Here is a 13,101-nt window from a genome sequence, read left to right on the forward strand (position 1 = left end):
AAACCATCATGACAGCATTTAATAAAATACTTATAGGCATCGACAATAGCAAGTTCTCTGAACATGCCACCAAAACAGGGTTCGATCTGGCTAAGCAGTTTGGGGCAGCAGTTGGTCTGGTGCATATTATAGAACCCGCTTTTATACAGTCGCCCGTTAACGATACTGGTTTAGGAATGCCTATGGATACTAGCGCCGACCTGGTTAGTATGGAGGTTTTAGACGTTCAGAACAAAATCTCAGAAAATATCATTGATGCTACGATTGAAAAATATGGAGAAGGCCTTGAGGTGACCCATTTTACCGATTACGGTTCTACTGCCGACGGTATTATCAATTGTAGTAAAGAATTTGGAGCAGATCTGATTGTTATTGGCACCCACAGCCGATCTGGCTTAGACCGCTTGCTGATGGGTAGCGTTGCTGAACACGTAGTACGCCACTCGGATGTACCGGTACTAGTTGTACCACTCCTAGAGAAGTAGTTTAGTTATTAAGTAAAACAATAAGGCTAGGCGGGAACTCCCTAATAACCTAATAACCTAATAACCTAATAACCTAATAACCTAATAACCACTAGTAAAGCAGTCTGAATTTAATAGTATGAGGGATAGCCTTAAGCTGGTCTAATACCTCGGTATCATAACCCTTGTTTACGTCGGTAATTACGTAGCCTATCTGGTTGTTGGTTACCAGAAATTCACCCACAATGTTAATGTTGTGCTGGGCAAATACATCATTTATTTTGGCCAGGATACCCGGTACGTTTTCGTGAATGTGGATAAGCCTGTGAGCGTTACTTACGCGCGGTGGTTGCAGATCTGGGAAATTAATGCTGGTGTGCGTTTTACCTTCGTTCATAAACGCAATTACCCGTTTAGGGATAAAGTCAACATTACGAGGGTTGTACTTGGCATCGTCGAAAATAATTACACCGTTTTCGCAGGCCGTGTCGGCCAGTTTGCGGCTGGCTACTTTACCAAAACAACCAATAACCTTTAACCTGGGCGCACTGGCCACCTCCTCGGGTGTTGGCTGCACATCTTCGGCGCAAAGGAGCACACCGGCTTCTTCCAGATATTTTTCTTCAATACTATCGCGCTGACGCACGTTGTAGCCTTCCTTTTGCATTTGGGCAATTGCCTCTTCATCAACATTACCGGCTATCAGGCATTTGATCCTGTTTTTGGGGTATGAGATTGCACGGGGCAGGCGGTTGATATATAAAAACTCGTCGAAGCTTGGGGTAATATGGTCGGCTTTTTCGGTTACCGATTTACGTTCTATGTTTTCGGTATAAGCAAAAAACTTTTTGATCATGCCCGATTCTTTCAGCTGAAAATCTGAATAGCCATCGCCAATACCGAATATATCACCCTGAAGATTGAGCTCTTTCAGGAGTTTTACTTTGCCCCCTTCTTGCGATAGCGGGTTGGTACGGTCATATCCAACAATGTTATCGTTATCGTCAAAAATAAAGGTGTTGGCATAGATGTTTTCTTTTTTAATATGATAGTCGCTCACTACCGGAATGATAAATTCTTTAAACCCGCCAGACACGATGAGCACCTCATCCTGGTGGTTTTTAAAGAAAATGCTGTTGCGTGAAAACGAGGTTGATACCTTTTTGCGCAAGTGGCGAACCAGTTGTTTCAAATGGTCGCGGGTGGCTTCGAGTAGTTTTACACGTTGCTCAAGGCTATCGGTAAATGATAGGCGGCCTTCCATTGAGGCGTTTGTCAGATCTTCAATTTTTTTGTAGATCAGCTCACGGTCCGGGTGGTCCTTGAGCGAAATTCGAGCCAGTTCATCGAGGGCTTCTACTTGGGTAAACGTGCTGTCGAAATCGATGATATAATACTGACTCATAATACCTGGTAAATTTTATTGCGCAAAAATGCAAAATTTAACTTGAGCAAAAAGATTAAAATGAAATTAGGAGGGGGGATGATCTTGTACTTAATGCGATTTACCAGAGGTGGTGCAGTGGTGCAAAATTCCACACGCACCACTGTGTTCCTACTTAAAAGTCATTTTCATTTATTTGTTATCAATTATCCAGAATAAGCACAAGCGGGACGCTTGCGGTAGCGAAGGTAATCGGGAGGGTAGCAGAGTGTTTTAAATCGTGTCATTGCTTCGTACCTCGCAATGACATGGTGAAGGGCAAAGCTAACCTTTCAAGGCGCCTACTACTTCATCAATCGTCTTGCTCAAAGGCTTAAACTCAATGCCGATAGCTTGTTTAATCTTACTGTTATCGTAATTAAGCACCTGGCTACCCGATTGCGCGGATATTTTATCTAAAGAGGGGTCTTTGCCTGTTAATTTGCCAACAAGGGCAGCGCCACGCCAGGCTAGTTCCAGCAGCCAGGGTTTGGCTTCGCGGGATGGAGGTTTTATGCCGAAGCGGGTAGCAATGGTGGTAAAAAGATCTTTATAATACCAGTTTTCAGAATTGAGGATATAGCGTTCGGCGGTAATGTTGGTATTCATCAGGGCAATCATGCAACGCGCTACATCGGCTACGTCAACAAAGCCCATAGCGCCGCCGCTATAAAAACTGATGCCTTTGCGTATGGTCTCAAAAATTTGTCCGCTGCCATCGGTGCCTGCGCTGGCGCCGATAATTACAGATGGGTTAACCACTACGGCATCCAGACCTTCGGCAATGCCGCGCCACACTTCCATCTCGCTTTCCAGTTTCGATATCGCGTAGATGTTGTTAACGGGAGTTTCTTCAATAAAATGCTTCTCGGTAATCAGTTCGCCGGTTTTGGCTGTGCCTACGGCGGCAATAGAACTTACGTGTACCAAACGGGCACCGGCATCAATACAAGCGTTAACCACATTGGCTGTTCCGTTAACGTTGGTACTTATCATGGGGTCTTTATCGGCCTGCTTAAAAGATACCCATGCAGCGCAATGATATACTTGCGTAACCCCTTCCATGGCGTTTTCAAGTGCAAAAATATCGCATATATCAGCCTCAACCCAGGTTATGAGATGGCTATAGGGAAGTAGTGTTTGGGGGGTAGCAGAATTGCTACGCCGGGTACAACGTACGGCTAATCCTTGTTCGGCAAGCTGTTTAACCAGCTCAGCACCCAAAAAACCTGTTGCACCGGTTACCAGTATCATGCTTGTAATTTTATTATAAAACAGTGCAAATTAATCGAATTAAATTGATATTTGAGCTTTTGTAAAGCATCCCTATGTCATTAACAGATTTTCTGTCGCCCGTTGATCTAAGCAATATTACACCTAAAGACGGTTTTAATACCAGTCAGTTGGGTCGCAAGATTGACGTGTTTACCGACCAGTTTCCTGATCTGGAAGAACAGCAGTATGATATGGTTATCATCGGCGTAATGGAAGACCGCTATGCCATTAACAACGAGGGCTGTTCTACAGCACCCAATTACGTGCGCGAACGCCTGTACCAACTACACGAAGGTAGTTTTGCCGTTAAGATAGCCGATTTGGGCAACATACGTCGCGGTGCTACTGTTGTTGATACGTACGTGGCGCTTAAAACAGTGGTTAATGAGCTCATCCGCGCTAATATCCTGCCGATCATTATCGGCGGGGGCCAAGATCTTACCTACGCCCAGTTTATGGCATACGAAGACCTGGAGCAGCGGGTTGACCTGGTAGTGATAGACCAGGCGTTTGACTTAGACGATGATTTTGAGCGCGGCGATATTGAAACTACATCGGCTTCGTTTCTAAGTAAAATATTCCTGCACGAACCTAATTACCTGTTTAACTTCAGCAACCTGGGTTATCAAACTTATTTTACCAGTCAGGAAAGTTTGCGTGTGATGGATAAGCTGCTGTTTGATGTACACCGTTTGGGCGAACTGAGCGGGCAGATTAAGGTTGCTGAACCGGTAATCCGCAATGCAAGCATGATCAGCTTTGATATCGGCGCTATTCGCGGTGCCGATGCTATGGGTAACGCTAATGCATCGCCCAATGGTTTTTATGGCGAAGAGGCTTGCCAGATTTGCCGTTACGCAGGTTTTAATGATAAACTAACCTCAATTGGTTTTTACGAGTTTAACCCGGCTTATGATGTAAACGGACAAACCGCTATGCTGATAGCGCAAATGATATGGTATTTTGTAGAAGGCTTTTATAACCGCAAGGCCGATTTTCCGCTCAATCCAAAATCGCAATACCTTATTTATAAAACCACCCTCACGCACGACGATCACGAACTGGTGTTTGTAAAAAGCAAAAAGTCCGACCGCTGGTGGATGCAGGTACCTTACCCGGCCAGCGGCTCGCTTAACGAGCGTTTTCATTTAGTGCCCTGCCGTTACGAAGATTACCAGCTGGCAGTATCCGGCGAAATGCCCGACCTGTGGTGGCGTACTTACCAGAAATTAAACTAAGAACTGTATATATCTATTCGAGGCCTTTTTACGTTTAACTCCCTGATATTATTTAATTAATGAGAAAACTATTTTTATATATAGCCCTGTTTGTACCGGCATTAAGCATGGCACAATCTCCGCAAGCTTTTACTATTAAAGGTAAAATTGCCAATGCAACGCCTCCTGCCAAAGCTTACTTGTTTTACTCGCTTGGTGCTAACAGGTATGTAGATTCATCTAACGTTAGCCTGGGCGCTTTTGAAATTACAGGTACTGTATTAAACCCGGTGAATGCTGTTTTGGTGCTCGACCATAAGGGCGTTGGCGTACAGCGTTTAGATAATACTGCCGATGCTTTAATGATGTATGTAGAGCCAGGAACCATTAATGTGAGCGCCATGGATTCTGTTAAGAAGGCTGAAATAACTGGCTCGCAGATTAATGATGACAATAAAAAGTTAATGGCGCAGCTTACGCCCATCAACGAAAAAAGTAAAAAGATATACCAGGAAGCACAGCGCGCAACGCTGGCCCAACAACAATCGGCAGAGTATCAGAACATGATGCAAGCTCGGTTTAAAGCGGCCCAATCTGAGCAGGAAGGTATATTGATGAACTTTGTAAAAGCTAATCCTAAAAGCTATTTAAGCCTGTTGGCACTAAGTTCGCTTGGCGGCCCATCTGCCGACCCTGCACCGCTGCTGCCGCTATACAATGCCTTAGACCTAAGCCTGAAAGAAACTGAAGCAGGTAAACAACTCGAAACCTCTTTAAATGGGTTAAAAGCTACTGCTATAGGCGCTATGGCTCCCGATTTTACCCAACCCGATGCTGATGGTAAGCCAGTAAAGCTATCATCTTTCCGTGGCAAATATGTGCTGGTTGATTTTTGGGCATCATGGTGCGGCCCTTGCCGCCAAGAGAACCCTAACGTGGTAAAAGCATTTAACAAATACAAAGACAAAAACTTCACCATATTGGGGGTGTCTTTAGATAAACCTGGTGCTAAAGACGCCTGGCAGTCGGCCATCAAAAGCGACGGCCTGGCCTGGACACAGGTATCCGATCTTAAATTTTGGGATAACGAAGCCGCTGCATTATACTTTGTACGCGCCATCCCGCAAAATTTTTTGATAGACCCGCAAGGTAAAATAATCGGCAAAAACCTAAGAGGAGCTGATTTAGATAATAAGCTGGCTAAGCTGTTTCCTGCCTCCATGTAGTTGAGGCAAGCAAGATAAACGAGCAAGGCTGCGGGTAATCGCGGCCTTGCTCGTTTTATATGCCCTTGCCGTCATGCCGAACTTGTTTCGGCACCCCACGGGAAGGGGGCGATTGGGCAGTTTGTTTCAGTACAGTTCATTCATTGCAACCTTGAAACGAAGAAGTTACTTTTTTTAAAAGATGTATTTTATATATTTGAATTTAACCACCTTATTAAAACTCAAATTAGCATGATCAGAAAAACATTATACGCCGCAATGATTGCCTTACCGGCATTAAGCTTTGCGCAAACAAGCCCCAACTTTGTAGTTAAAGGAAAGATAGGTACCTATAATGCACCGGCTAAAGTTTACTTAAGCTACCGTGCTGGTACTAAAAGTGTAACCGACTCGGCCGTGTTGGTAAACGGCGCTTTCGAATTTAAAGGTACATTAACAGACCCAGCACAGGGCGCGTTATACTTTAATGCCAAGGGAGATGGTATCCACTCTCCGGCAGATTACACTGAACTGTATATCGATAACAAAGGAACAACCCTGGTAAACAGCCCCGATCTGGCTAAAAACGCTGTGGTTAGCGGTACCAAACTTGCCGAAGAAAGCGCCAAATATCAAGCCGCTTTAAAACCAACCGACGCAGAATATGAAGCGCTCAGTGCTAAAGAAAAGGCATTGGGTAACGATATAACTCCAGACCAAAAGAAAGAGTTTGATGCGTTAGAAAAAGCTATTGATAACCGCGAAAAAGCAGCCACCAGAAAATTTATTGAGGATAATCCATCGTCGCTGGTAAGCTTAAATGCGTTGCGTAACTATACTTACAGCGCAGATTATAAAGATTTGGAACCACTGTTTCATCACATGAGCGCTGATATACAAAACAGTACTTCGGGTAAAAAATATGCCGACCAGTTAGATAAACTTAAAGGCGTAGCTTATGGTGCAACCGCTCCGGAGTTTGCTATGGCTGATACCAATGGTGTGACGGTAAAACTATCATCATTCCGCGGTAAATATGTTCTGGTTGATTTTTGGGCTTCATGGTGCGGCCCTTGCCGCCGCGAAAACCCTAACGTGGTTAAGGCTTACAACCAGTTTAAAGACAAAAACTTTACCATCCTGAGCGTATCGTTAGATCGCCCGAATGCTAAGGATAAATGGATGGCCGCTATCCACAAAGATGGCCTTGCCTGGACCCATGTTTCTGACCTGAAATTCTGGGATAACGATGCCGCCAAATTATACGGCGTACAAGCAATCCCTCAAAACTTCTTGTTAGATCCCAAAGGGAAAATTGTAGGCAAGAACCTGCGCGGCGACGACCTGGCAGCGAAGTTAAGCGAGCTATTAGGCGGTGTTAAAGGAAGCGATAAAACAGAGTAAGGCGTAGAGCCTCACCCCCAACCCTCCAAAGGAGAGGGGGTACGATATAGAACAAGAAAGGCCTTCGATTATCGAAGGCCTTTCTTGTCTATTGTAACTTGTGTTATTTATTGCGAGCTATAGCGTGGCAACCTCGTCGCTTTTTGTTCTATCTGTATGGCTACGGGGTTGTTTCGTTCCTCAATGAAACATTTTTTAATGTCTCGATTCCTGATTTTCGATTCCCGACTCTCTCTTACAAAAGGTCAAACCCAATATCTTTTCTGAAATACTTACCATCATAATAAATACGGCTGGCATCCAGAGTAGCTTGTTGCAGGGCGGTAAACATATCGTCTTGCAGAGATGTAATGGCTAATACGCGGCCACCTGAAGTCTTGATCTCTTCACCATCGGCATAAGTACCAGCATGGAACGCGATGGAACCGCGCACATTTTCCAAGCCAGTAATTACCTTATCTTTCAGGTACTCGCCAGGGTAGCCGCCTGCTACGCAAACTACGGTAGCGGCAACTTTGTCGGAAATTTTCAATTCTTTGGTGTGCAGATTGCCTTCGGCTACGCCTTTAAGCAGGTCGGCCAGGTCAGATTCTATACGTGGTAAAACGCTCTCTGTCTCCGGGTCTCCCATGCGGCAGTTGTATTCGATAACGTACGGTTCGCCATTGCAATTCATTAGTCCGATGAAAATGAATCCTTTGTAAGGTATGTTATCCTGCTTTAAACCATTTACGGTCGGAATAATCACGCGTTCGTGTACCTTATCCATAAAATCCTTACCTGCAAATGGAACCGGCGAAACCGACCCCATGCCGCCGGTATTTAAACCGGTGTCGCCCTCGCCAATGCGTTTATAATCTTTGGCTTCGGGTAATACTTTATAGTTGGTACCATCGCTCAGTACAAATACCGAGAGCTCGATGCCTTGTAAAAACTGTTCGATAACCACTTTCGAGCTTGCCTCGCCAAATTTGGCTTCGGTAAGCATTTCGGTAAGTTCTTGTTTGGCTTCTTCAAGCGTGGTGCAAATTAATACGCCTTTACCGGCAGCCAGTCCGTCGGCTTTTAACACGATAGGCAGGCCTGCTGTTTCCAGGTAGGTTAAACCTTGCTGCAATGTATCAGCGGTAAAAGTTTCTGAAGCTGCCGTTGGGATGTTGTGGCGGTTCATAAACTGTTTAGAGAAATCTTTGCTACCCTCTAACTGAGCACCCTCTTGCTGCGGGCCGATAACCGGGATATGGCGCAGCTGCTCATCGTTCAAAAAGAAATCGTGGATGCCTTTAACCAGGGGTTCTTCGGGGCCAACTAAAACCATGTCGATATTATTAGCCAGGGCAAATGCCTTGTGGCCTTCAAAATCGGTGACTTTTAAGTTTACGTTGGTGCCAAACTGGGCCGTACCGGGGTTGCCCGGTGCAATAAATAATTGCTGGCATAATGGACTCTGAGATAATTTCCAGGCGAAGGCACTTTCCCTACCGCCAGAACCAATGAGCAGGATGTTCATGGGGGTCAAAGATAGATGTTTGAATTGAGTTTTCGGTTGTCGGTTATCAGTTGTCGCTAGAGCAATACCGCTTTTCAATTTGCCCTAACACTTAAACAATCGTAATTTGCCTTTAGCATGAAAGCCTGTTTACTATTAATATGTATTTGCCTGCTGGGTAAAGTGGGTTTCGCTCAGAAAATAAAGAGCGATCTCGAAAAAGAAAACCTGAAAGGCAATGTAGACTCTGTAATTACGGAGAGCGTAGTGAATTACAGCGATAGTAGTTTAAAGAAGCCGAAGGTTGTTGTTAGACTAATATCAAAATATAATCAAAACGGTAATCTCATCTCAACTGTTTTGTATGCCGAAGCTGCCTCAAATCAGCAGCCTGTAAAGGTATCCTATTTTTATGATGGAAGGCAGAGGTTGCTTAAGAAGATTGCCTATTATGAAAACGGGTTGGTACACCTGCAATCCTTATATAAATACGACGAGACCAGCAGCAGAGTTGAAATTCGCAACTATGATAACACCCAGAAACTGATAAACTTTATTATTTCTTATTACAACAGTTCGGGCAATGTGACAGAAAGTGCCGGATTTAGCGCTGATAGAAAAGAGATATGGCGGCAACGTTACAAATACGATAAAGGAAATACGGTTGGTATCGAATATCTTAATCCTTCGGGGGCAATACTATCTACTAATACCATGGCTTATGATGCATTAGATAATATGATCATCAATACGGAAAAGCAGCCTGATGGAAAAAGTACCTCCAAAATATATCACTACTTTAATTACGATAAAAAGTTTAACTGGCTATCGATGGACGAAACCGATAACAACGGGATCGTTACCCAACGAAGAATAACCTACTTTAAGTAAAGTTGTCGGTTGTCAGCTATTAGTTGTCAGTTGTCAATAAAAGAGCGTTTTTGCCATATAATCAAGGTGTTTGGGTAAGGAGTGTAATACCGAAAACCGATAACAGGCCACAGAAAACAGAAATTTTCCTAACTTTACCTGCCATTATGACTTTTACACTTCTATGGCGTAATTGTTGATTGGTAGTGAATATATATTATAAACAGCATGTTGGGATTTATCAGTAAGCTTTTCGGTAATAAATCGGAAAGAGACTTAAAAAGTATACAACCTTTAGTTGAAAAAATAAAAGCTGAGTTTGCGAAACTCGAAAACATCAGCAATGACGAACTGCGCGCCATGACGCTCGATTTTAAAGAGCGGATTGCACAAGGCCTTGCAGATATCGATAATGACATCCAGTCGGCAAAAGAACAGGCAGAAGATCCTGAACTTGCTGTTGACGCTAAGGTTGACCTTTATACCCAGATAGACAAGTTAGAAAAGGACCGCAACAAAGCACTCGAAGAGTTACTGATGAGCATCCTGCCCGAAGCTTTTGCTGTGGTTAAAGAAACCGCCCGCCGTTTTGCCGGTAATAAAACCATTGAGGTTACTGCCTGGGAAAGCGACCGCGAGCTGGCTGCTAAAAAAGCAAACGTTATTATTAAAGGCGATAAAGCCATACACCACAATACCTGGATAGCTGCCGGAAACGAAGTTACCTGGGATATGGTGCACTATGATGTACAGCTGATTGGCGGTATTGTATTGCACCAGGGTAAAATTGCCGAGATGACCACGGGTGAGGGTAAAACCTTGGTGGCTACCTTGCCGGCTTACCTTAATGCTATTGCAGGCCAGGGTGTACACATTGTAACCGTGAATGATTACCTGGCACGCCGTGACTCGGAGTGGATGGGCCCATTGTACGAGTTCCATGGTTTAACTGTTGATTGTATCGACAAGCACGAGCCAAACTCTGAAGAGCGCCGTAAAGCCTACATGGCCGATATCACCTTCGGTACCAACAACGAATTCGGTTTCGACTACCTGCGCGATAACATGACCCGCACACCGGAAGAATTAGTGCAGCGCAAACTGCATTTTGCGATGGTGGATGAGGTTGACTCCGTGTTAATTGACGATGCCCGTACACCATTAATTATTTCTGGCCCGATCCCTCGTGGTGATGAGCATGAGTTTTATCAGTTGAAACCACGCATCCAGCGTTTGGTTGATGCGCAAAAAGCATATATCAACGGTGTATTAAACGAAGCTAAAAAAGGCATTAACGAAGGTAAAGCCGGTATTGATAATGGCGGTTTAGCTTTATTACGTGCACACCGTGGTTTGCCTAAGAGCAAGGCGCTGATCAAATTCCTGAGCGAAGGTGGTAACCGTACCATCCTGCAAAAAACAGAAAATTACTACATGCAAGATCAGGGCAAGGAAATGCCTAAGGTAGATGCCGACCTGTTCTTCGTAATAGATGAAAAAAATAACTCGGTTGAACTAACCGAAAAAGGTATCGAGTTAATCACAGCTTCGGGCGAAGACCCTCACTTCTTTGTAATGCCTGATGTAGGTGGTGAAGTTGCTGAGATTGAAAAATCTAACCTGAGCGCCGACGAAAAAGTTCATCGTAAGGATGAATTGATGCGCGATTTTTCTATCAAATCTGAGCGTATCCACTCGGTTAACCAATTGTTAAAGGCTTATACTTTGTTCGAAAAAGATACCGAGTATATCCTTGATGAAGGAAAAGTTAAAATTGTAGACGAGCAAACCGGCCGTGTATTAGATGGTCGCCGTTACTCTGATGGTTTACACCAGGCTATAGAGGCTAAAGAGAACGTTAAGGTTGAAGATGCTACCCAAACTTTTGCTACAGTAACACTGCAAAACTACTTCCGTATGTATCACAAACTTTGCGGTATGACGGGTACTGCGGTTACAGAAGCAGGTGAGTTCTGGGAGATTTATAAACTCGACGTAGTGGAGATCCCTGCTAACAGAGGTATCCAACGCGATGACCGTCAGGATCTGGTATACCGTACCGTTCGTGAAAAATACAACGCCGTTGCCGACGAGATTGTTAAGCTTACACAAGCCGGTCGCCCGGTGCTGGTGGGTACAACATCTGTTGAGATATCTGAATTAGTGAGCCGTATGCTTAAGCTGCGCGGCATTAAGCATAACGTACTGAACGCCAAATTGCACCAGAAAGAGGCTGATATTGTGGCCGAAGCTGGTAAAGCGGGTACCGTAACCATTGCTACCAACATGGCCGGTCGTGGTACGGATATTAAACTGGGCGAGGGTGTTAAAGAAGCCGGCGGTTTAGCTATCGTTGGTACCGAGCGCCATGAGTCTCGTCGTGTCGATCGCCAGTTACGCGGTCGTGCCGGTCGTCAGGGCGATCCGGGTTCTTCACAGTTCTTCGTGTCATTAGAGGATAACCTGATGCGTTTATTCGGATCAGAGCGTATCTCTAACCTGATGGTGCGTATGGGTATCGAAGAGGGCGAAGTAATTCAGCACTCGATGATCACCAAATCAATAGAGCGTGCACAGAAGAAAGTAGAAGAAAACAACTTTGGTATCCGTAAGCGTTTGTTAGAGTATGATGATGTGATGAACTCGCAACGTACTGTAATTTATGCAAAACGTAAAAACGCCCTGTTTGGCGAGCGTTTGGATGTAGATTTGAGCAACACCATTTTTGATGTAATTGAAGATGTGGTTACCGAATACAAAGAAGCTGCAAACTACGATGGCCTTCAGTTAGAATTGATCCGCCTGTTCTCTTTAGATGTAGAACTTAGCGCAGATGAATTTGCAGGCGCTAACATTGCTAAATTAACCGATAAAATATTCGCCGAGGTAACCGAGTTTTACCACCGCAAACAACATGCTATTGCAGAGCAGGCTTTCCCAGTATTGAAAGATGTATTTGATACCCGCGGCCAGTATGTAGAAAATATTGTAGTGCCGTTTACAGATGGTATCCACGGTATACAAGTTGCAGTGCCACTTAAAAAGGCAGTTGAAAATCACGGTTTGGAAGTGTTTAAATCTTTCGAGAAAAACGTAACCCTGTCGCTGATTGATGATGCCTGGAAAGAGCATCTGCGCGAAATGGACGAGTTAAAGCAATCGGTACAAAACGCCGTTTACGAACAAAAAGATCCGTTATTGGTTTACAAATTCGAAGCGTTTGAATTGTTCCGCTCTATGTTGGCTAATGTGAATAAAGAGATGGTAAGTTTCTTATTCAGAGGTGGTATCCCGCAACAGCAGGAGCCAGATGAGATTCAGGAAGCAAGGCCTCAGCCTAAAACCGATATGCGTAACATGCGCACCTCGAAACCAGAGCTGATGCAGGATGCAAGCGGTATCGAACTAGCTGATATGCCAGACATGCCAAAAGCAACTCCTATACGCGTTGACCCTAAAATAGGCCGTAACGACCCTTGCCCTTGCGGTAGCGGTAAAAAGTATAAAAACTGCCACGGCGTAGGCGAAGCGTAATTCGTTTACTTTGTCATTCTGAGTGCTAACGAAGAATCTTCTGCGCTAGTTTAATCGCTTTAAGAAGATTCTTCACTACGTTCAGAATGACAAATCATTGTTGTAGGAAATTGAATAACATGTCATTGCGAGCGATAGCGTGGCAACCTCGTCGAATACAGAGCTACGAGGTTGCTTCGTAGTCCCTCCTCGCAATGACATACTTTTTTAGACATTATTT

The 13,101-nt window shown here is 44.4% G+C and carries 9 protein-coding genes; 6 read left to right on the forward strand and 3 right to left on the reverse strand.

Annotated features, from left to right (window positions below):
* Window positions 1-8: 8 nt before the first annotated feature.
* Window positions 9-485 (forward strand): universal stress protein, encoded by a 477-nt coding sequence (locus tag GSY63_RS14080; RefSeq protein ID WP_166586460.1) that lies wholly within the window; start codon window positions 9-11, stop codon window positions 483-485.
* A gap of 91 nt (window positions 486-576) precedes the next feature.
* Here GSY63_RS14080 and GSY63_RS14085 read toward each other — a convergent pair whose 3' ends face one another.
* Window positions 577-1,869, reverse strand: a complete 1,293-nt coding sequence (locus GSY63_RS14085; RefSeq protein ID WP_166586461.1) for an HAD-IB family phosphatase — start codon at window positions 1,867-1,869, stop codon at window positions 577-579.
* Between the two features lie 303 nt (window positions 1,870-2,172).
* Window positions 2,173-3,141 (reverse strand): SDR family NAD(P)-dependent oxidoreductase, encoded by a 969-nt coding sequence (locus GSY63_RS14090; RefSeq protein ID WP_166586462.1) that lies wholly within the window; start codon window positions 3,139-3,141, stop codon window positions 2,173-2,175.
* Window positions 3,142-3,215: 74 nt separating this feature from the next.
* On the opposite strand from GSY63_RS14090, the gene GSY63_RS14095 reads away from it, so the two are divergent.
* The 3 genes from GSY63_RS14095 (at window position 3,216) to GSY63_RS14105 (ending at window position 6,988) form a co-directional block, all read left to right on the forward strand.
* Entirely contained in the window at window positions 3,216-4,400 is a 1,185-nt protein-coding gene (locus GSY63_RS14095) for a formimidoylglutamase (protein ID WP_166586463.1), read from the forward strand.
* Window positions 4,401-4,459: 59 nt separating this feature from the next.
* Window positions 4,460-5,605, forward strand: coding sequence for a TlpA disulfide reductase family protein (locus GSY63_RS14100; RefSeq protein WP_243749233.1), 1,146 nt, complete (start codon window positions 4,460-4,462; stop codon window positions 5,603-5,605).
* A gap of 231 nt (window positions 5,606-5,836) precedes the next feature.
* Window positions 5,837-6,988, forward strand: coding sequence for a TlpA disulfide reductase family protein (locus tag GSY63_RS14105; RefSeq protein WP_166586464.1), 1,152 nt, complete (start codon window positions 5,837-5,839; stop codon window positions 6,986-6,988).
* A 235-nt stretch (window positions 6,989-7,223) separates the two neighbouring features.
* On the opposite strand, the gene purD is transcribed toward GSY63_RS14105, so the two are convergent.
* Entirely contained in the window at window positions 7,224-8,498 is a 1,275-nt protein-coding gene (gene purD / locus GSY63_RS14110; RefSeq protein WP_166586465.1) for a phosphoribosylamine--glycine ligase, read from the reverse strand.
* A gap of 117 nt (window positions 8,499-8,615) precedes the next feature.
* On the opposite strand from purD, the gene GSY63_RS14115 reads away from it, so the two are divergent.
* A complete protein-coding gene (locus GSY63_RS14115; protein ID WP_166586466.1) occupies window positions 8,616-9,368 on the forward strand; it encodes a hypothetical protein in 753 nt (250 codons plus the stop codon).
* A 207-nt stretch (window positions 9,369-9,575) separates the two neighbouring features.
* On the forward strand, window positions 9,576-12,881 hold the full coding sequence (gene secA, locus GSY63_RS14120; protein ID WP_166586467.1) for a preprotein translocase subunit SecA: 3,306 nt from the start codon (window positions 9,576-9,578) through the stop codon (window positions 12,879-12,881).
* Window positions 12,882-13,101: the final 220 nt, after the last annotated feature.

The sequence above is a fragment of the Mucilaginibacter agri genome (genome assembly GCF_009928685.1).
GTDB lineage: Bacteria > Bacteroidota > Bacteroidia > Sphingobacteriales > Sphingobacteriaceae > Mucilaginibacter > Mucilaginibacter agri.

Bases quoted from the DNA above. Each gene is read 5' to 3' on its own strand.
- GSY63_RS14080 (WP_166586460.1), top strand. From the start codon at position 9: ATGACAGCATTTAATAAAATACTTATAGGCATCGACAATAGCAAGTTC.
- GSY63_RS14085 (WP_166586461.1), bottom strand. From the start codon at position 1,869: ATGAGTCAGTATTATATCATCGATTTCGACAGCACGTTTACCCAAGTA.
- GSY63_RS14090 (WP_166586462.1), bottom strand. From the start codon at position 3,141: ATGATACTGGTAACCGGTGCAACAGGTTTTTTGGGTGCTGAGCTGGTT.
- GSY63_RS14095 (WP_166586463.1), top strand. From the start codon at position 3,216: ATGTCATTAACAGATTTTCTGTCGCCCGTTGATCTAAGCAATATTACA.
- GSY63_RS14100 (WP_243749233.1), top strand. From the start codon at position 4,460: ATGAGAAAACTATTTTTATATATAGCCCTGTTTGTACCGGCATTAAGC.
- GSY63_RS14105 (WP_166586464.1), top strand. From the start codon at position 5,837: ATGATCAGAAAAACATTATACGCCGCAATGATTGCCTTACCGGCATTA.
- purD (WP_166586465.1), bottom strand. From the start codon at position 8,498: ATGAACATCCTGCTCATTGGTTCTGGCGGTAGGGAAAGTGCCTTCGCC.
- GSY63_RS14115 (WP_166586466.1), top strand. From the start codon at position 8,616: ATGAAAGCCTGTTTACTATTAATATGTATTTGCCTGCTGGGTAAAGTG.
- secA (WP_166586467.1), top strand. From the start codon at position 9,576: ATGTTGGGATTTATCAGTAAGCTTTTCGGTAATAAATCGGAAAGAGAC.